This is a genomic window from Roseibium sp. HPY-6 (assembly GCF_040530035.1).
Taxonomy (GTDB): domain Bacteria; phylum Pseudomonadota; class Alphaproteobacteria; order Rhizobiales; family Stappiaceae; genus Roseibium.
The window spans coordinates 2,898,684-2,916,699 of the sequence record NZ_JBEWCD010000002.1 but is presented as its reverse complement, the minus strand read 5'-3'; the positions used below and the strand labels follow the sequence as shown (position 1 = coordinate 2,916,699).

Below are 18,016 nucleotides of genomic sequence, written 5' to 3'. Positions count from 1 at the left end.
TTGGGAGGAACAATGATGAAACGCATAATAGCTGCGCTCAGCTTTGTCGCCGCAGCCGCAACGGCGCCGGCCCAGGCTGAAACTTACAACCTGACCATGGCGTCCAGCCATCCGACTGTACTGCCATGGGTCGGACAGCTCTCGACGCTGGTCGTGGGTGAATCCAATAAGCGCCTTGAGGCGATGGGGTCTGAAGACCGGATCGAGTGGACCGAAGCCTATGGCGGATCACTCTACGGCTTCAAGGACACGCTGGAAGCCGTCGGCGACGGTTTGACCGATGCCGGCTGGGTCGGCACGCTCTGGGAAGGCTCCAAGATGCCGCTCCAGAACATGACCTATTTCACGCCGTTCGTGTCCGACGATCTCGTCGCGACGCTGAAGATCATGAACGAGCTTCATCGCGAACTGCCGGCGTTGCAGAAGGCCTGGGACGACCAGAATGTCGTCTTCCTTGGGGCCAGTGGCGTGGAAACCTACCACTTGCTGACGAATTTCCCGGTGAATTCCCTGAAAGACCTGGAAGGCCGCAAGATCCTGGCACCCGGTCCTTCTGCCAACTGGATCAAGCATCTGGGTGCGGTGCCGGTGAACGGCGCGCTGCCGACCTACTACAACCAGATCCAGACCGGCGTGGCTGACGGCATGGTGGTCATCGTGACTGGCGCGTTTGCGAACAAGCACTATGAGGTCGCCCCGTATGTGACACTGGTGGGGATCGGCGCGCAAATGACCGGCGGGCTCGGTATCAACAAGGATGTCTGGGACGGACTTTCTGAAGACGTCCAGAATGTCCTGACGGAGCTTGGTGAGGAATACACCGTCGCCCACGCCGAAGAAGTGATGCAGCGCTACGAAAACTTCCTGGCCAAGCTGCCAGAGGTAGGTGCGACCGTTACCACACTTCCTGCGGAAGAAGTCACGACCTGGGCCGACGGTCTTCCAAACCTTGCCAAGGACTGGTCCGACGCGAATGCGTCCAAGGGTGCTGAGGACGTGCTTCAGGCCTACATGGCCAAGGTGCGTAATGCCGGCCTTGAGCCGCGGATCGACTGGACGCAGAAGTAAGCCGGGGGGCTCGCCGTGGCGATCACATCAAGACAATTCCGCCACGGTGCCGACCGGACGGTGAATGGGGTTTCCTCACTCACCGGCGCCGTCAGTGCGGCCGCATCGATCTGGATCTTCTGCCTGATGCTCCTGATCTGCTCCGATATCATCGGCCGCACCTTTTTCAATTCGCCTGTTCAGGGCGTTGCGGAGATCGTTGCCAATTCTATCGTTGCCATCGTTTTCCTGCAGGCGGGCCACACCATCATGAGCGGGCGCATGACGCGCACCGACATACTGATCGGCAGCATCGAGGAACACAGGCCCTTCGCAGCTGCCGTCATGCGTGTATTCTTTCATCTCGCGGGTATTTTCGTCTTCGCCCTGATCGCCTGGGGCACATGGCCGAAGCTGGTTGATGCCTGGGTTGAAAACGAGTTTTTCGGTGCGCAGGGCGTTTTCACCGCACCGGTCTGGCCGATCAAGGCCTGCCTCTTTGGTGGTTCGATCCTGACCTGTCTCGCATTCGCGACGCAGGTCCTTACCGATGTGAAGGAAATCCTGAACGCCTCACGCGTTGAACCCCTCACCGTCCGCCATTCTGTCGACCTGCCACCTAAGGGCTTGCCCATTCTGATCGGGTTCGCGCTGCTCCTGGTGCTCGGCTACGGCGTGTTCTTTGCCGATCTTGGCCGGATCGAAATCGGGGTCGCAGCCATCTTCTTCATGCTGATGCTGATCTTTTCCGGAGCGCATATCGCCGTCGTTCTGATTCTGCTCAGCTTTCTTGGCATCTGGCTGATCCGCGACAACCCGAATGTCGCCATGCGCTCACTCGCGCTGGCGGCGGACGGAGCGATCAACCGCTATCTCTTCGGCGTCGTGCCGCTGTTCGTCCTCATGGGACTGATTGTCGATACGGCCGATATCGGCCGTGATGCCTATCGCGTTGCAGCCTGGATGCTGCAGAAAATCCGGGGCGGCCTTGGCATGGCGACCGTTGCCGCCAACGCCGTCTTTGCGTCCATCACCGGCATTTCCATCGCCTCTGCGGCAGTTTTCTCACGGGTTGCGGTGCCGCAGATGGTCGCCAACGGTTACAACAACCGCTTCGCGCTCGGGGTGGTCGCCGGGTCTTCCGTTCTGGGTATGCTGATCCCGCCGAGCCTGCTTTTGATCATCTACGGCGTTCTGGCGGAACAGTCCGTCGGCGCGCTGTTCCTGGCCGCCATCGTACCGGGCATCCTGCTGGCGCTCGTCTTTGGCGTCGGCATTTATCTGATGGCACGGTTCAGGCCGCGAATGGTGATGCAGAGCGACCGGCCGGCCGTGATCGAGGGCGAAACGTGGGGCACGGCTATCGTCAAGCTGATCCCGATAACTGTGCTCGTCATCATCGTGCTTGGAGGCATCTATTCCGGTTTCTTCACGCCAACAGAAGCCGGTGCAGCAGGTGCTGGCGCCTCCATAGGGGTCGCAATTGCCAAGGGCAGTCTGACCTGGGCGCGCTTCTGGAAGGTCCTGGTCGATACCGGTCTGGTATCCGTCTCTATCCTTCTCCTCATTATCGCCGCGTCGATGTATTCCAGAATGCTGACCCTGTCGACGATCCCGCAGGAAATCACAATGTTGTTCTCCGATGCCGGGCTCGGGCTGATGGGCTTCATGATGATCTACCTGCTGCTCGTAGTCGTCATGGGCATGATCCTCGATTCCACCTCGATCATGCTGATCCTGCTGCCTTTGTCGCTGCCCATCGTCTCCGGGCTTGGCGGTGACTTGATCTGGTTCGGCATCGTCACCGTGATCGCCGTGGAAATCGGCCTCCTGACACCGCCCTTCGGCCTGACCGTCTATGTGGTCAAGGCGACCATCTCGGACAAGAACACAACGCTTGGCGACATCTTCATCGGCACATTTCCGTTCGTGGTCATGATGACGCTTGTCACCTTGCTACTGACCTTCGTCCCGGCGCTCAGTCTCGTCTTTGAATAGGAAGCAAAATGCAATTCGTCGTATATGCCATAGACGTTCCGGATTCACTCAGCCGGCGTTTGGAGGTCATCGATGCGCATCGCCGTTATCTGGCGGATGCGCCGGTCCGACACGGTATTTCAATCCTTCTGTCAGGACCGCTCACCCAGGACGACGGCGAGACCATGTGCGGGTCCTTCTTTCTCCTCGAGGCGGAAGACCGCAAAACCGTCGAAAAATTCTTTGACGGCGATCCGCTCAAATCAGCAAATGTCTGGTGCAGGTTTGAGGTTTCAGCTGTCCATATCCGGCAGAACAACATGACTGGTTGACAAGCCGTTCCTTCGAATCGGCCAACTTGTTCTCACACCGGACGCGGCACGTTGAGGTTCGTAAGCTCGGATGAGCTTGTGATCCCCATCGATTTCGCTTTCTCATGCATTTGCCGCACCTGGCCTCGGCGAAGCGTGAAGTTGGTCTTGATCACCTGATTCTGAGCGTTGACCTCGCTGATCGTCCGCGTCATCAGGTTCTTTTCCCCCAAGATTTGCCCGGAATGCGGGTCGACCGGAACAACCACGAAACCCTGACCCGCTGTCTGTCTGCTCGTTGGTTCAGGGTGGTCGAGGCCAAGAACATGTCCGACTTCATGCGCCAGCACTTCGCCAGCTGAGAAGGCACGCCGATACTTTGTTGGATCACGGATGAGAATAGTGGGCGATGTGCCGCTTGCAACTCCGTAGGCTTTCAAAGTCTCGTTCTGCTTTTCCTCTTCGTATGTGAGAATATTGTTGACGAAAAACACGTTTATGTCCGCGGAGAGATCACGATAAGTGTCCAGATAGTCCCACTCGTCCACTTCACCCTTTTTCTTCTTTTTCGCTTCTATATAATTGACAGCCTTTCCAAAAATGTGATCAACGCGACGAATGTCATGGGCATGAAGATGGATATTCGCGTGACCGAAAAGAATGTTGTTTGCCGTTTCCAGGCTATCGGTGACATCGGCCTCCGAGCGGCGCGAACCGCCGTGTTCATCCTGTACAAGGTGGAAAGTCACCTTAACCGACAGATTGCGCACCACATCCACTGAGAGCTGCGTCCTGATATGGCCCTCACGGTCTCGCGCGAGTATTCTCCGTCGTTGAAGACCGGCGAGCCCGGGCAAACCGGACAGAAGAAACAGGCGACTTTTGGTGAAAAAACGTGGCCGGATCTCGGTCACGTTGATCGTGTGGTCCGAGGCCGTGACAGTAAGATCGCGTCCGCCAACTAGCTGGACAATGCGATTTCCATTGGCTGGGACCATTTGCCAGGGCGGATCTCCCCGCTCGTCGAAACCATTGAGCACCTTTCCGGGTACGAAACGTGGACGATGAGGATCATCTACAGTTGGGGTCACTGGCCGGGGCGGCGTCGGGAGCGGATGAACCGGCACCACCCGTTTCGGGCCGTTGCCACCCGGATCAGGTGACGGGGGCACCGGACCATTCGGGACCGGACCGTTCGGATCAGGAACCGGATCGTTAAAAAGAGCTCCACCGAGTTCGGAATTTAGGCGTCCGATCGTTTCCTTTCCTGCGTCACCGTCGACCGAGAGGCCGTGTTTTGTTTGAAAGTGGCGTGTGACCGCATCCGTTTCCTTGCCGAAAATGCCGTCGTGGGCTCCGTCGGCGCCGGTGGAATTGGGCATGGCGTGACCAAGCGCGACATAAGCGCCCTGAAGGAGCGAGACGCCCTCTCCTCTTTCCCCCCTCGTCATAGGCGGTGAATTGCACGCTGCATTTTTCAATCGGATGATACCTTGCGAATGCGTGGTCATAACTATCAATCCCATTCGAAAATTCGGCTTTCCGGCGTGCGAAATCCTTCACGCTTACGGAATTTTTCTGGCGTTTTCCCACATTGTGTGGATTTGCGACATGCGCAGATAAGACAGCTTGGTCTGGCCGACATCGGCCATGATCGAATTGTCCTGATGCTTCAGGCCAAGTGCATGACCAACCTCATGCATGAGCGTCCACTTCCCGTGTTTTCTGGCGCTGCTGGCATGTTCGTCTTCCACGATGATGCGGCCCCTGCCGGAGTGAAGACCAACGTGCACACCACCCTTGTCGGCATTTTCCTGGTTCCTCTCAAAGTCCCAGACACAGAAAACGCTGAGGTCGGCGGTGAACTGACAGCCCTGATAGATGAGGTAGACGTCTTGGGTTTCGACCCTCCTCTGCATGTCCCGCTCGAGAATGACATCGCCAAGATCCATATCGAGATGATATTTTTTATAGACGTGCTTCTTCTGGAGATGGATGTTGCACTGATCTGCAAGAAGTTTGGTCGTATCGCGCACGAGCTGATCCAGCTCTCCAACCGGCCGTTTTGTTTTGCGAAATTTGTCGCTCACCATGTAGAAATCGACCGTCAACACGTAAGGCCTGGTCGCTTCAACCTGCAATCGGGCGGCCGTGAAAACGCCATTGCGCGCCAGAAGCTGTCCACGGGCCCCATCGACATCGCTCGTCAGGAGGAATTGCCGGCTGCCGTCTCTATGACTGATCGGCAGCTCGTGGACCTTTATGAGATCGTTATTGCTTACAACGGTAAGCCCTTCACCGTTGTGCAGTTTCACGATCGCACCACCTCCGCCGGAGCTGTTCGGCCTGCTGGAAGTCGGAACCATCTGCCAATGCGGAATTACCGTATTGTCGAAGCCACTCGCGATCCGCTCTTCGGCGAAGTGCGCGCGCTTGGCGGGCTGCGGGGATGGTTTAGGTTTTTTCGGAACCGTCGGACCACTTGGTGACGGTGGCTCCGGCTGCGGCGGAAAGACGGGTCCGCTTGGCGTTGGCTTCACCGGATCATTGCCCGGAATGACCTCGTTCAGTGCCTTGGCAAGAGCGCCGAGCGTGTTCTGACCGACAATGCCGTCGACGCAAATCTCTTTTCCAATCTGAAAATGACGCGTGACCGAATAGGTCTCCTTGCCGAATATGCCGTCCGCAGATCCGTCAGCACGAATGGAACCGGGCATTGGAAAGCCTACAGCTTCATAAGCTTTTTGAAGAATGGCAACCGCCGGTCCTCGCTCCCCTGTGCACATGGGTGGTTCATTGCGGGCAGCACTTTGAAGCCGGGGGTCGTCGCTCAGTTTTAAGGTTTCGTGTGTCATTGCAATGCCTGTTCAAAATCAGCCGTGGCAGCACAGGTCGTGCAAAAAATAATGCCTTGACGGTACTCCGATCGCCTGGCGGAAAAGTGACCCAAATCACGCTTCATCGGTTTGCAACTCGAGAGTTTTGCTGGGTTGCGGTCCAATTCTTTAAAATATCGCACACGATCTTTGATGGCGATTGGTACTGACGACGCAAAGTTTCACGATCACTCAGATACGCGCCTGGTTTGGTTTCAGTCGAACCGCTTTATTTCGCGCACCTGGCTGGACAAACCCCTTTTCGCGTCACACGAAAGAGTTTTAATGCTCAAACGCTTTGGTTCACCACACTCGGTTGCCAGCCCAATTTTACGTATCACGCGCGTTGTCATGTCACCGTCCGCAAAAAGGCAGCAAGCCGCAGACATAATGATGCTTCTCATGCCGCGCTGATTTTCCTACCCCATCATATACGGCAGCAGCGACCGATAGAGGATAGGCGGATGGCAAAGAGGTTTTATTGGAACGAACTGAACACGACCGACTTTGCAGAGCTTGATCCGGAGCGTGTTATCGCCGTCCTGCCCACAGCTTCCACGGAACAGCACGGACCGCATCTGCCGATCGCGACAGATGTTGCCATAGCGGCAGGTATGCTGGACGAAACACGCCGTCAATTGCCGGATAACCTCGACATTCTCGTGCTGCCTGTCCAGGAAATCGGCAAGGCGAATGAACACAAATACGGTCCGGGCACATTGTCGCTTGGAGCAGAATTGCTTATCCAGGCCTGGACAGCCATCGGCCAGAAAGTCTGCGAAGCCGGCGTCCGCAAACTTGTGATCGTCAATTCCCATGGCGGCAATACGGACATCATCAGCATCGTCTCCCGTGAGCTGCGCGTGCGATACGATATGGCCGTTCTGGTCACCCATTGGAGCCGGTTCGGTCATCCTGAAGGCATGATTTCAGATCACGAGGCCAAGTTCGGGATCCATGGCGGTGACGTGGAAACATCGCTCATGCTGCACTTCCGCCCCGATCTTGTTCGCATGGAGAAAGCAGAGAACTTCAGATCCAAGGCGGAAGATATGCGGGCGGGATCAAAATTCATTCAACCTACACCGCCGCATGCGCTCGCCTGGATCGCCCATGATCTCAACCCGGCAGGTGTTGTCGGGGATGCTTCAAATGGAACAGCCGAAAAAGGTGCGAAAATCTGTACACACCAGGTAAGCGGTTTCATCGAGATGCTGCAAGATTTTGCTGCCTATCCGCTATCAAATCTATATCAGCCGGAGTAACGTCCGATCGCTAAGTTGGCAGGCTGCCGTCATCCCTGAGGTCTGCTACCAGCGAAACAAGCTCACTCAGCAAGAACTCAACGAAGAGGTTCGTGGCTGCATCCATGGACGCCCTTGCTCTCGTGAACAACTTCATCGGTTGATGGTGGGTTTTCATGGCAGCGAGTGGACGGAAAACAAGGTCGCCACGACGACACTCCTCCACAACATCAAGCGGATTGAGCAGACTTATGCCAATCCCGCGCCGTACCAGTTGACGCACTGTCTCGGACGAATTGGTCTCCAGAACCGGTTCGACGGGAACCGGTACGGAAGACAGCACGAGATTGATAACATCCCTGAGGCTCGTGCCCGACTGTGCAAGGACCATGCGTTCCTGAACGAGTTCCGTCAACTCAACCGGCCCCGCTTCCCGGGCAAGCCTGTGCTCAGGCGGCACGACAGCACCGATCGGGATGTCGAATGTGGCCAGCGTACGGATACCCGGCATGGCGGCGATATTGAAACCGAGCCCAATGTCGACATCGCCCGTCAGGACAGGATTGACAGTTGTTGTTCCGCCGTCGCTGCGCAATTTGATGTGAACCCTGGGGTTCTTCTCGATGAACCGACCAATGATGTCCGGCAATGGGCCGGAGGCAAGTCCAACCGTTGTTACCAGTGATACCTGGCCGGCTTGAGGCACCTTGAGCGCCCTGATCCGCGTCTCGAGCTTCTCAAAGTCCTTCAGGACTTCGCGAATGTGCTCAATACAGAGTTCACCCGCAGCCGTCAGGCGCAAGCCACGGGGCAATCGCTCAAACAAAGGCACGCCGAATTCTTCTTCAAGCGCAAGGATTTGACGATTGATCGCCGAGGAAGACACATTCAGTCGATCCGCTGCTTTCCGGATCGACCCGGCGCGCGCGATCTCGTCAAGATACTGAAGCTTCCTGGAATGAAGCTGCGCCAAATCTTGCCTCCTTTCTATGCATGAGGCACAAATAATCATCAGAAACACCAGCGATGACAAATAGGCATCGCTGCAGGCGAATTTTGATGCTTTTCAACGCGCACTTCAAGCGCTCAAATATTTCGAATTCCTGCGAATTCTCGGCAACGCACGCCAATGGAGGGTATGATATGACTGTTTTTCCGTCTCCCAAGACGCTTCTTGCGACTGTTCTGTTCACCGGAATCGCAGCTCCTCAAGCCCTTGCGCTGGATGAGGTGACCTACGGAACAAACTGGCTGGCTCAGGCAGAACATGGCGGCTTTTATCAGGCCGTGGCCGATGGGACCTATGAAAAATACGGCCTGAAAGTAACGATCGCTCCGGGCGGGCCGCAAGCCGCCAACGACGCGTTGCTGATCTCCGGCAAGATTGATTTCTATATGGGCGGAACGCTCAAGGGCTTCGACTATGTGAAGGAAGGCATTCCGCTCATCAATGTCGCCAGCATGTTCCAGAAAGACCCGCAGATCCTGACAGCCCATCCGGATCAGGGGATTGAGAAATTCACCGACCTGACGAAACTCGAAACCATTTTCATGGGTAAGGACGGCTATGTCACTTACTTCGAGTGGATGAAGAAGAATTTCGACGGGTTCACGGACGCGCAATTCAAACCCTATACATTTAATCCCGCACCTTTCATTGTGGACCCGAAGTCGGGGCAGCAGGGTTATCTGACCTCTGAGCCGTATGAGATCGAGAAGCAGGCGGGCTGGGCGCCGAAGGTCTTCCTTCTGGCCGATGAGGGCTGGACGCCGTATTCAACGATGATCACCACCTCCAAATCCCTCGTAGACGAGAACCCTGACCTCGTTCAGCGCTTCGTCGATGCGTCGATTGAAGGCTGGTACAACTATCTTTACGGCGACAACGCTGCTGCAAATGAGCTGATCAAGAAGGACAATCCGGAGATGACCGACGGTCAGCTCGCCTACTCCCTCGCCAAGATGAAGGAATACGGCATTGTGGATTCGGGCGACGCGCTGGAGCAAGGCATCGGCTGCATGACCGACGATCATTTCAAACAGTTCTTCGATACACTGGCATCCATTGATGTCGTTGATGCTTCTCTTGACTACAAACAGTCTTATACCGTTGACTTTGTCTGCAAAGGCGTAGGCCTCGATCTGAAGAAGTAGCAACAAGCCAAGTCAGTCTGCCACCTCGTGCAAAAGCGCGAGGTGGACGTGTCCAATTCTCCGAGTTGAAAATGGTCATAGCCGAAGAAGGCAGCCAAGATAAAAACATGGTTTCAGCGCGCGAACACAGCCCATCGCGCCCCCTCGTTGAAATGAAACATGTTACCAAGGTTTTTTCCAACGGCACCGTCGCGCTGTCGGACATGTCGATGACCGTCCGGTCTGGCGAATTCATCAGCCTTCTGGGGCCGTCGGGATGCGGAAAATCAACCGCGCTCAGGATCATCGCAGGACTGGGCGGTATTTCGCAAGGCGAGCTCGACTGGCCAAGCCTCAGGATCAACGCGCGCGGACTTCCCGATGGTGCAATCAGCTTTGTGTTCCAGGAACCGACGCTGATGCCCTGGCAGACCGTGTTCGGCAATGTCTATCTGCCGTTACGCCTGAAGGGTGTCTCCAGGAAGGCTTCGCGTGAGCGTATCATGGCGGCGCTCGAAAGCGTTGGTCTTGCCGATTTCGATCAGGCGTATCCACGTGAGTTGTCGGGCGGAATGAAAATGCGCGTCTCGATCGCGCGTGCGCTTGTGACGGAGCCGAAGCTCCTGCTCATGGACGAGCCGTTCGCGGCCCTTGATGAAATTACGCGCCAGAAGCTAAATGACGACGTTCTTGCGCTTTGGAAATCGACCGGTATCACGGTGGTGTTTGTTACACATTCCGTTTTTGAATCGGCCTATCTTGCCAACCGCATCGTGGTGATGAAGGCCCGGCCTGGACGTGTTCACGCCGATTTCCCGCTTCACACCAGCCTGGATCGTGATGCCGGCTACCGCACTTCGGAAGAATACCGCCTGGCATGTTCGGAAGTCTCGGCGAAACTCTCCGAAGCGATGGGAGGGGCCGAACATTGACGATGACGACCGTCAAAGAAGTCGACGCGCCCACCGAAGGCGACTTCGAGGAAACCGCTCCAGGAAAGGGTCAGACTCAGGTTCTGCCAACGAAGGAAAGTGCGGCGGCCGGCAAGCGGCGGGATCGCTTCTTCACGATCGTTATCCCGCTGTGCGTGATCGCCTGTCTGATCGTTGTCTGGCACGTGATGGTCAAGGTTAACGAAGTACCGCATTACATCCTGCCCGGACCTTCGCTGGTCGTAAATTCCCTCGTGTCCGACTGGCACATCCTGTTTCCCGCTCTTTTGGTGACGGCAAAGATCACGCTGATGTCGCTGGCGCTTGCTCTCATTGGCGGCGGCGGCATGGCGATCCTTCTGGTCCAATCCCGCTGGATAGAAACAGCCCTTTATCCGATCATGGTGATCCTTCAGGTCACGCCGATTATCGCGATAGCGCCCCTCATACTGATCTACGCACCGACGACGCAAACCGCCTTGTTGATCTGCGCTTTTGTCGTCGCCTTTTTTCCGATCCTCTCGAACATGGTCCAGGGGCTGAAAAGCGTTGATCACAACCTGCTCAATCTGTTTGAACTTTATGGGGCATCGCGCTGGCAGACGCTTATCTATCTCAAGCTGCCGTCCTGTCTGCCCTATTTCATGACGGGCCTCAGGATCGGCGGTGGCCTCGCACTCATCGCGGCAGTCGTTGCCGAGTTTGCAGCCGGATCGGCAGGCGCGGGTTCAGGCCTTGCTTTCAGGCTATTGGAGTCGCAATTCCGGCTTAACATTTCCAGACTGTTCGCAGCCCTTTTCCTCCTTGCCAGTCTCGGCGTTCTCATCTTTGCGATTACGTCCTTCATCTCCTGGTGGACGCTGCACCGCTGGCACGAAAGCAGCGTGAAACGGGAAAACTGATTGTGCTTAAAATTCCCAGGACCAGACGATTTGCTTTGCGCTCGGCGACCTTACCGATCGCAGTTACGCCTGGATTTGAGAGCGCTGCAAAGGAAGGACTTTCTTCAGCAGATCTCATCATCGCCGAAGGCAGCATCGAAGCGGTGCTTCCTGCCGGATCGGCACCTGACGATATCGAAGGGGCCGACCTTCAGGATCGCATGGTGTGGCCGTGTTTTACCGACATGCACACGCATATCGACAAGGGACATATCTGGGACCGCGAACCCAACCCGAGCGGTGACTTCGATGGCGCGCTGCAAGCAGTGCGGGCCGACAGGGAAGCCAACTGGAACGCGGATGATGTTGCTACACGCATGGATTTCTCCCTGCGTTGCGCCTATGCCCACGGAACCAACCTGCTCCGGACGCACATAGACAGCCTTGCGCCGCAGCACAGGATTTCTTTTGAAGTCTTTTCCGACATGCGCGCGCGCTGGAAAGATCGCATCAGCCTGCAGGCAGTCGCGCTTTTCCCGATCGATGCCGTTGATGATGAAGCCTATTTCGATGATCTGGTGGAAGTCGTCGCTGCGAATGGCGGGCTGCTCGGCGGTGTGACCCACATCCTGCCGGATCTCGAACGCAGACTTGACCGTCTTTTCCAGACCGCATCGGACAGAGGGCTCGATGTCGATCTCCATGTGGACGAGACGCAGGATGTGAACATCCTGACGCTGGCGTCCATCGCCGAAGCCAAGATGCGGAACAAGTTCGAAGGCGCCGTCACTGTGGGGCATTGCTGTTCGCTTGCGCGGCAAAGCGAAGACCGGGCAAACGCGACAATCGAAAAAGTGGCGGAAGCCGGGATCTCCATCGTCTCCCTGCCGATGTGCAATATGTACCTCCAGGACCGGCATCCGGGCAGAACGCCGCGGTCGCGCGGCGTTACACTCTTTCACGAACTCAAGGCAGCCGGCGTTCCAATTGCGGTCGCTTCGGACAATACCCGAGACCCTTTCTACGCCTATGGCGACCTGGATATGGTCGAAGTCTTTCGCGAAGCGGTCAGGATCGCGCATCTCGATCATCCGCTGGATGAAACCGCAAAGATTATCACCTGCCTTCCAGCAGACATTCTTCAGGCACCTGAATTCGGCCGCATTCAAAACGGCGCTACTGCCGATTTGGTTGTCTTCAACGCTCGAAACTGGAGCGAATTTCTTTCCCGTCCGCAGGCGGACCGCATCATTTTGCGGAATGGCATGGGCATCGACCGCTGCCTGCCGGACTATCGTGAACTTGACCCACTGATGAAAGGCTGACAATGGCCGATTACGAACAGATCAAGAGCGAACTTGATGGCGTGGCAGTGGAAGACAATCCGAAGCTCGTGCAAGCCAAGAGCCGGGACTTTTACTGGTATTCGCCCGTGTTGAAGAGACAACTCGACAATGTCACTGGCGATCTCCTTGTTTCTCCGAAGAACGAGGACGAAGTCATCAGGGTCTTGAAGACCGCATTCGCCCATGGCGTCCCGGTCACGCCGCGTGGAACAGGCACTGGGAATTACGGTCAGGCCATGCCGCTCTCAGGGGGCATTGTCCTCGACATGTCCAAGATGGATGAGGTGAAGGAAATCGCTCCTGGCCGTGTGGTGTGCGGGCCGGGCATCGTCATGGCAAAGCTCGACAAGCAGACCAAAGAGCACTCTGGACAGGAACTGCGGTTTCACCCATCGACCGCGCAGACGGCGACCATTGGCGGGTTCATTGCGGGCGGTTCGGGCGGTGTCGGCTCTGTGCACTGGGGCGGGTTGCGTGATCTCGGCAATATCCTGCGTCTTCGTATCGTGACAATGGAAGCTGAACCGCGTGTAATCGAACTCTCGACCTGGGACCTTCAGAAGGTCAGCCATGCTTACGGCACAAACGGCATCATTACGGAGGTCGAAATGCCTCTCACGACCGCCTATGACTGGGTGGATGTCATTGTCGGTCACGAGACCTTCATGGATGCGGTCGTTTTTTCAGACAAGCTCGCGCGCAGCAACGGTCTCCTCCTGAAGGAAGTCGCTCCCATTGCAGCTCCAATCCCATTTGACTATTTCACCCGCCACAAGCCCTGGCTGAAGGAAGGCGAAGCCGTCACGGTTCTGATGGTGGCACCGCAATCCATGTCTGCGGTTCTCGCCCTCGCCGAGCGCATGAAAGGCACGATCCGGTTTCGATCCGACGCCGTCGAAAGCATGAAGGGCATTCCGCATGTCTATGAGCTGGCGTGGAACCACACGACCCTGCGCGCGCTCAAGTTCGACAGCTCCTTCACCTACCTGCAGACACAATATCCTGGCCCGAACCATGTGGAACTGGTCCGAAAGACCACCGAAATGTTCCCCGGCGAAATATTCGGTCATCTCGAGTTCCTGCGTTTCGACGGTCAGGTCCAATGTTCCGGGCTGCCTTTGATCCGGTTTACGAGCGAAGAGAGGCTCGACGAAATTATCAGGCTGCACGAGGAAAACGGTTGTCCGGTTTTCAATCCGCACCGATACACGCTGGAAGAAGGCGGCATGAAACGCACCGACCAGGTTCAGCTCGATTTCAAAAAGGAAACCGATCCGAAGGGACTGCTCAACCCCGGCAAGATGATTGCCTGGGAGAACCCGGATTTCGACTTCAATGCTGGCGGCAACTATCTCTTCCCAGGCCTTCAGGCCTTTGCCGAGGCATGAAGGCATGCGCGTTCTGGTACTTCATTCTCACCCGCAAGAAGCTAGCTTCGGCCGGGCCCTGTTCCACAAGACCTGCGAAAGTCTGGAAAAAGCCGGTCATCAGGTAGATCCCTGCAATCTCTACGAAGAAGGTTTCGACCCTGTCCTGTCCGCTCGTGACAGGGACATCTATCACACGGTTCCGGACAACAGAGAACTGGTTGACGGCTATTGCGAGCGGCTGCTTGCCTGCGAGGCACTGGTCATCTGTACTCCCGTCTGGAACTTCGGCTTTCCGGCCATCTTGAAGGGGTACTTCGACCGTGTCTGGTTGCCGGGCGTGTCCTTCGATCTGGAGAACGGCAAACTGACGCCAACTCTGCGGCATATTCAAAAGCTTGGTGCGGTCATGACCTATGGCGGCAGCAGATGGCGCGCCCTGCTCGTCGGCGATCCCCCACGCAAGATCGTCAAACGGGTCATCCGGGCGCAGATCAAACTGGGTGCGCCTGTGAAATACCTCGCCCATTACGACATGAACAATTGTACGCCGCAGACAACGTCCGCTTTCCTTCAGAAAGTTGGCGAGGAAATGGAACGGTTTTAGGCCCGGCGCCACGGATCGTACTTCGTACCGGGATGGTCATAGTGGCTCAAAAGATCTTGGCCGCCGTTACCTCAACCTCGACCAGGAAATCTTCACGCGTGAAACCGCTGACAATGAGCAGCGTGGAGACCGGTTTGATAGTGCCGGTGTAGCGATCCCTCACGGCCATGTAGGCCGGAAAATCCTCACGTCTGGTGACAAATCCCGAGATCCGGATGACGTCTTCGAAGCTCATGCCAGCGTCCCTCAAGATCGCGTCTACAGCCTGAAAACAGACTTCGGCCTGCCCCGTCACATCCGGAGGGATCGTCTCATCAGGCTCAATGCCGAGTTGTCCCGACGTCACCAGCAGACTTGCCCCTGGCGGGACAAAGAGGCCGTGGTTGTAGTTCCCGAAAGGAGCGCGCACGGAAGGTGGGTTGAAAGTCTTCTTGTCCGATGGACCGGCCATGAATTCTCGAGCTCTTATCTTGGGACTTGGGTCAGGCGGTTGTCGGCAAGGCGCTGACGCAGATCATGTTTCCTCGGAGATAATACTGACATGTGCGGCAACCACTTGCCAGCCCGCTTCCGATTTGACCCAGGTTTGCATTTGCCGTCCGGTCTTGCCCGGAGCTGTGTCTCGGAAGAACAGCGTCGAAGCCGTTGCAAAGGACGCGCCGTATGTTGTGATCACGGTGCGCTCGAGGGTCCTCTGAAGGTTCGCGCTGTCTCTTGATGACCTGAAGGCCGCAATTTCCTCGTAGCCGTAAAGGTTTTCGCCGCCGCCATAGCGGATGGTTGTCGGCGCATCCAAAAACAATCGATCCAGTGTCTCGACGTCATTGGTAACAAGTGCGGTCTCATACTCTTGAAAAACCGCTTCAACTTCGGCTTTTACCGATGCAATGTTGATTTCCATCAGTCGCCCTTCCCCGCTGCTTCGAGCCGATCGCGTAGTGTCGCGAGAAATGGAATGTCACGAAACTGATCCGGCTGCACTTCATCCCAGGCAACACCTTTTGGCTGGGTGAAAGCGGTGCTGGTTTCGATCAGCTCCACCTCGGTCGCGATTGCGTGCAGCGCGCTGTCGTGGCGCATCATGACAAGCGCGCCATCATCGACGACCTGCGACGAATGAACTGTCGTCGTAATCAGCGTGTCGGGTTTCAGTTTGGACAATTCGCGGAAGATCCCGAGTTCAAGATCCGCAAAGCCGCCACCCTTCCCGGTTCTTGCTCCTGTCCGGGTAACGGCAACGCATCCAACGACTACAAAATCCAGAAGCTCCATATCTTCGAATTCCACGGCCTCGCCATGTTCGACGAAGCCCTGGGAGGTAGCTGCCAACTCGAATTGAATGCCTTTTTGGTTCAACTTGTCCGGATCAAGACGCACGAAAGGGTACGGTTTCAAGAGCTCCGGAACGGGAGCATAAACGATTTTGCCCTCATAAAGCGCGCGAAGCCGGACCGGGATCTGAGGCGGGTCGGGATTGCACTTCACGACTCGTGCCGCTTGCCACTGAGGAAGCTGTGCCAGATTTCGCGCGGCGAGATCGGCGCCGGCGAAGTTCGGGATACAGCTGAAAGCCGGGCCGATGCTGGTTCCATTGTCTTCAAGTCCGGACCAGATCTGCTGCCGGATCCTGTCCTTGTCCGCGTTCCGGCCTGACCAGCGCGCATCGTCCATGATCCCCTCCCTTAGGTGATAGGTGCATCAAGGGCCGCTACGGGCGCCTTGCAGACACCTGCTCGCTCAAGTTCGGCAGCGACCCGAAGTGCAAGATCCTCGCGCCACGCCGGTGCGATGACCTGAACGCCGATAGGCAGGGACGCCCCTTCCAGCCAGACGGGCACGGCCACAACCGGTAACCCGATAAACGAGATCGGCTGTGTAAAGAGACCGATGTTCGGACGCGCAGGCATTGTCTCCCCATCCAGCGTGATCGTTTTTGTTCCCGATGGCAGAGCGGAAAACGGGGTGGCCGGCGTGAGGATGACGTCGACATCCTCAAAGACACGCCGCATCTTGTCCCTGAACCAACTCCGAAAGCGTTGTGCCTGTTGAACCCAAACAGCCGGTACCATCGTGCCCGAAAGGAACCTGTCGCGGGTATCTGGGTCGTAGTCCCAGGGGCGCTTGATAATGCGCTCCAGATGAAGACTTGCGCCCTCGGCGACAGTGATTACATAAGCCGACGCACGTGCTCTGGCGGCCTCCGGAATGTCGATTTCAGCTGTTACACCAAGCGCTTGTGCAACCTTGTCGACTGCCGCAAAAGCCTCTGGTTCGGCTTTTTGTCTGAAGTAACCACCAGCAACGGCAATCCGAAGGCCGTCAGTTCCTTTTTCAATCTCCGTCAGCGTTGCCAGGCTCTCTCGTTCCGCCTGCGCGGGGTCAAACGGGTCCGGTCCTTGCAGGGTATCAAAGACAAGTGCCAGATCCTTTGCGGAACGGGCCATAGGCCCGAGATGGTCAAGACTGCCAACGAACGGATACGTTCCATGACGCGACAGGCGACCATAGGTTGGCTTCAGGCCAAAGAGACCGCAAAAGGATGACGGTACCCGGATAGACCCATTTGTGTCCGATCCAAGCGTCAAGGGTACCATTCCAGCGGCGACGGCAGCCCCTGATCCCGATGAGGACCCGCCGCTCATGCGGCCAAGGTCATGCGGATTGACGCAATTGCCGTCATGGAAATTTTCACCGGTAAAGTCATAGGCGTATTCGCCCATATTGAGCCCGCCCACCAAAACCGCTCCCGCGCTTCGGAGCTTGCTGACAAGCGTGGCGTCTGCCACCGCAGGCGCGTTCTCACGATTGATCTTCGAGCCCGCCCGGGTGACGACGCCTTCAATGTCAAACAGGTTCTTGACCGCAAACGGCACACCGGCAAGGGGAAGTTCTGCTCCTTTTGCAACGGCAGCATCGACCTCTTCCGCTTCGGCCAGCGCTCTTTGGGCGGTGACATCGGTAAAGGCGTTGACAGCCGGGTTCAGGGTTTCAATCCGCGCCAGTGACGCCTCTAAGACCTCTTTGGCCCGAAGAGTGCCCGTTCCGACGGACGAGGCAATTTCCGACGCAGTCAGCGCGGACAACGGCGTGCCACCACTCATGCCTCAAAAACCGGCGCTGCTTCAACGTCGTCCTCGAGTGGAAAGGACAGGACGAGTTCTGCCGCCTTTTGCGTTGCGGCGATGTGAGTTTCAACGACCGGACGCCAGCCTTCTTCCAGTGTCAGACCCATAACAACTTCCATGTGCGCCACATGTGCTTTTGCGTCGAATTTGCCGCTCATGCCAACCCCGGT

General features: G+C 56.7%; 18 protein-coding genes. 10 read left to right on the top strand and 8 right to left on the bottom strand.

The window, feature by feature from the left end:
• The first annotated feature begins 12 nt into the window (after positions 1-12).
• The 3 genes from ABVF61_RS24460 to ABVF61_RS24450 are packed head-to-tail and all read left to right on the top strand — an operon-like array spanning position 13 to position 3,356.
• Positions 13-1,068 carry a C4-dicarboxylate TRAP transporter substrate-binding protein gene (locus ABVF61_RS24460; RefSeq protein ID WP_353996138.1) on the top strand — a complete coding sequence of 352 codons (1,056 nt, stop codon included), beginning with the start codon at positions 13-15 and terminating at the stop codon, positions 1,066-1,068.
• Positions 1,069-1,083: 15 nt separating this feature from the next.
• On the top strand, positions 1,084-3,045 hold the full coding sequence (locus ABVF61_RS24455; protein ID WP_353996137.1) for a TRAP transporter large permease subunit: 1,962 nt from the start codon (positions 1,084-1,086) through the stop codon (positions 3,043-3,045).
• An 8-nt stretch (positions 3,046-3,053) separates the two neighbouring features.
• Positions 3,054-3,356, top strand: coding sequence for a YciI family protein (locus ABVF61_RS24450; protein WP_353996136.1), 303 nt, complete (start codon positions 3,054-3,056; stop codon positions 3,354-3,356).
• Positions 3,357-3,388: 32 nt separating this feature from the next.
• On the opposite strand, the gene ABVF61_RS24445 is transcribed toward ABVF61_RS24450, so the two are convergent.
• The gene (locus ABVF61_RS24445) at positions 3,389-4,786 is read right to left on the bottom strand and encodes a peptidoglycan-binding domain-containing protein (RefSeq protein ID WP_353996135.1); all 1,398 of its coding nucleotides are present in this window, start codon (positions 4,784-4,786) and stop codon (positions 3,389-3,391) included.
• Between the two features lie 114 nt (positions 4,787-4,900).
• A complete protein-coding gene (locus ABVF61_RS24440) occupies positions 4,901-6,190 on the bottom strand; it encodes a peptidoglycan-binding domain-containing protein (RefSeq protein ID WP_353996134.1) in 1,290 nt (429 codons plus the stop codon).
• 485 nt (positions 6,191-6,675) lie between these two features.
• On the opposite strand from ABVF61_RS24440, the gene ABVF61_RS24435 reads away from it, so the two are divergent.
• On the top strand, positions 6,676-7,476 hold the full coding sequence (locus ABVF61_RS24435) for a creatininase family protein (protein WP_353996133.1): 801 nt from the start codon (positions 6,676-6,678) through the stop codon (positions 7,474-7,476).
• A gap of 10 nt (positions 7,477-7,486) precedes the next feature.
• Here the strand turns inward: ABVF61_RS24435 and ABVF61_RS24430 are convergent, their stop codons facing one another.
• Positions 7,487-8,428: a LysR family transcriptional regulator gene (locus ABVF61_RS24430; protein WP_353996132.1), complete on the bottom strand. Its 942-nt coding sequence runs from the start codon at positions 8,426-8,428 to the stop codon at positions 7,487-7,489.
• A gap of 170 nt (positions 8,429-8,598) precedes the next feature.
• Here ABVF61_RS24430 and ABVF61_RS24425 point away from each other — a divergent pair, with 170 nt between their 5' ends.
• The 6 genes from ABVF61_RS24425 to ABVF61_RS24400 all read left to right on the top strand — a co-directional run bounded on the left by ABVF61_RS24425 (position 8,599) and on the right by ABVF61_RS24400 (position 14,721).
• Positions 8,599-9,609, top strand: coding sequence for an ABC transporter substrate-binding protein (locus ABVF61_RS24425; protein ID WP_353996131.1), 1,011 nt, complete (start codon positions 8,599-8,601; stop codon positions 9,607-9,609).
• Positions 9,610-9,716: 107 nt separating this feature from the next.
• Positions 9,717-10,520: an ABC transporter ATP-binding protein gene (locus ABVF61_RS24420; protein ID WP_353996130.1), complete on the top strand. Its 804-nt coding sequence runs from the start codon at positions 9,717-9,719 to the stop codon at positions 10,518-10,520.
• 2 nt (positions 10,521-10,522) lie between these two features.
• Positions 10,523-11,422, top strand: a complete 900-nt coding sequence (locus ABVF61_RS24415) for an ABC transporter permease (RefSeq protein ID WP_353996129.1) — start codon at positions 10,523-10,525, stop codon at positions 11,420-11,422.
• A 2-nt stretch (positions 11,423-11,424) separates the two neighbouring features.
• Entirely contained in the window at positions 11,425-12,726 is a 1,302-nt protein-coding gene (locus ABVF61_RS24410; protein WP_353996128.1) for a cytosine deaminase, read from the top strand.
• Between the two features lie 2 nt (positions 12,727-12,728).
• On the top strand, positions 12,729-14,135 hold the full coding sequence (locus tag ABVF61_RS24405) for an FAD-binding oxidoreductase (RefSeq protein ID WP_353996127.1): 1,407 nt from the start codon (positions 12,729-12,731) through the stop codon (positions 14,133-14,135).
• Positions 14,136-14,139: 4 nt separating this feature from the next.
• Positions 14,140-14,721, top strand: a complete 582-nt coding sequence (locus ABVF61_RS24400; protein WP_353996126.1) for an NAD(P)H-dependent oxidoreductase — start codon at positions 14,140-14,142, stop codon at positions 14,719-14,721.
• 46 nt (positions 14,722-14,767) lie between these two features.
• Here the strand turns inward: ABVF61_RS24400 and ABVF61_RS24395 are convergent, their stop codons facing one another.
• From ABVF61_RS24395 to ABVF61_RS24375, 5 genes are all read right to left on the bottom strand, one after another.
• On the bottom strand, positions 14,768-15,172 hold the full coding sequence (locus ABVF61_RS24395) for a RidA family protein (RefSeq protein ID WP_353996125.1): 405 nt from the start codon (positions 15,170-15,172) through the stop codon (positions 14,768-14,770).
• A gap of 63 nt (positions 15,173-15,235) precedes the next feature.
• The gene (gene hpxZ / locus ABVF61_RS24390) at positions 15,236-15,622 is read right to left on the bottom strand and encodes an oxalurate catabolism protein HpxZ (RefSeq protein ID WP_353996124.1); all 387 of its coding nucleotides are present in this window, start codon (positions 15,620-15,622) and stop codon (positions 15,236-15,238) included.
• Positions 15,622-16,392 carry a 5-formyltetrahydrofolate cyclo-ligase gene (locus ABVF61_RS24385; protein ID WP_353996123.1) on the bottom strand — a complete coding sequence of 257 codons (771 nt, stop codon included), beginning with the start codon at positions 16,390-16,392 and terminating at the stop codon, positions 15,622-15,624. The genes hpxZ and ABVF61_RS24385 overlap by 1 nt, the downstream gene beginning before the upstream one ends.
• An 11-nt stretch (positions 16,393-16,403) precedes the next feature.
• Positions 16,404-17,822, bottom strand: coding sequence for an AtzE family amidohydrolase (locus ABVF61_RS24380; RefSeq protein WP_353996122.1), 1,419 nt, complete (start codon positions 17,820-17,822; stop codon positions 16,404-16,406).
• Entirely contained in the window at positions 17,819-18,004 is a 186-nt protein-coding gene (locus ABVF61_RS24375; RefSeq protein WP_353996121.1) for a DUF4089 domain-containing protein, read from the bottom strand. The genes ABVF61_RS24380 and ABVF61_RS24375 overlap by 4 nt, the downstream gene beginning before the upstream one ends.
• Positions 18,005-18,016 lie beyond the last annotated feature (12 nt).

What these genes read in the sequence shown, in the direction of transcription:
- ABVF61_RS24440 (WP_353996134.1), bottom strand. Translation starts at nt 6,190, where the DNA reads ATGACACACGAAACCTTAAAACTGAGCGACGACCCCCGGCTTCAAAGT.
- ABVF61_RS24395 (WP_353996125.1), bottom strand. Translation starts at nt 15,172, where the DNA reads ATGGCCGGTCCATCGGACAAGAAGACTTTCAACCCACCTTCCGTGCGC.
- ABVF61_RS24450 (WP_353996136.1), top strand. Translation starts at nt 3,054, where the DNA reads ATGCAATTCGTCGTATATGCCATAGACGTTCCGGATTCACTCAGCCGG.
- ABVF61_RS24385 (WP_353996123.1), bottom strand. Translation starts at nt 16,392, where the DNA reads ATGGACGATGCGCGCTGGTCAGGCCGGAACGCGGACAAGGACAGGATC.
- ABVF61_RS24375 (WP_353996121.1), bottom strand. Translation starts at nt 18,004, where the DNA reads ATGAGCGGCAAATTCGACGCAAAAGCACATGTGGCGCACATGGAAGTT.
- ABVF61_RS24415 (WP_353996129.1), top strand. Translation starts at nt 10,523, where the DNA reads ATGACGACCGTCAAAGAAGTCGACGCGCCCACCGAAGGCGACTTCGAG.
- hpxZ (WP_353996124.1), bottom strand. Translation starts at nt 15,622, where the DNA reads ATGGAAATCAACATTGCATCGGTAAAAGCCGAAGTTGAAGCGGTTTTT.
- ABVF61_RS24460 (WP_353996138.1), top strand. Translation starts at nt 13, where the DNA reads ATGATGAAACGCATAATAGCTGCGCTCAGCTTTGTCGCCGCAGCCGCA.
- ABVF61_RS24425 (WP_353996131.1), top strand. Translation starts at nt 8,599, where the DNA reads ATGACTGTTTTTCCGTCTCCCAAGACGCTTCTTGCGACTGTTCTGTTC.
- ABVF61_RS24420 (WP_353996130.1), top strand. Translation starts at nt 9,717, where the DNA reads ATGGTTTCAGCGCGCGAACACAGCCCATCGCGCCCCCTCGTTGAAATG.
- ABVF61_RS24445 (WP_353996135.1), bottom strand. Translation starts at nt 4,786, where the DNA reads ATGACGAGGGGGGAAAGAGGAGAGGGCGTCTCGCTCCTTCAGGGCGCT.
- ABVF61_RS24405 (WP_353996127.1), top strand. Translation starts at nt 12,729, where the DNA reads ATGGCCGATTACGAACAGATCAAGAGCGAACTTGATGGCGTGGCAGTG.
- ABVF61_RS24380 (WP_353996122.1), bottom strand. Translation starts at nt 17,822, where the DNA reads ATGAGTGGTGGCACGCCGTTGTCCGCGCTGACTGCGTCGGAAATTGCC.
- ABVF61_RS24435 (WP_353996133.1), top strand. Translation starts at nt 6,676, where the DNA reads ATGGCAAAGAGGTTTTATTGGAACGAACTGAACACGACCGACTTTGCA.
- ABVF61_RS24400 (WP_353996126.1), top strand. Translation starts at nt 14,140, where the DNA reads ATGCGCGTTCTGGTACTTCATTCTCACCCGCAAGAAGCTAGCTTCGGC.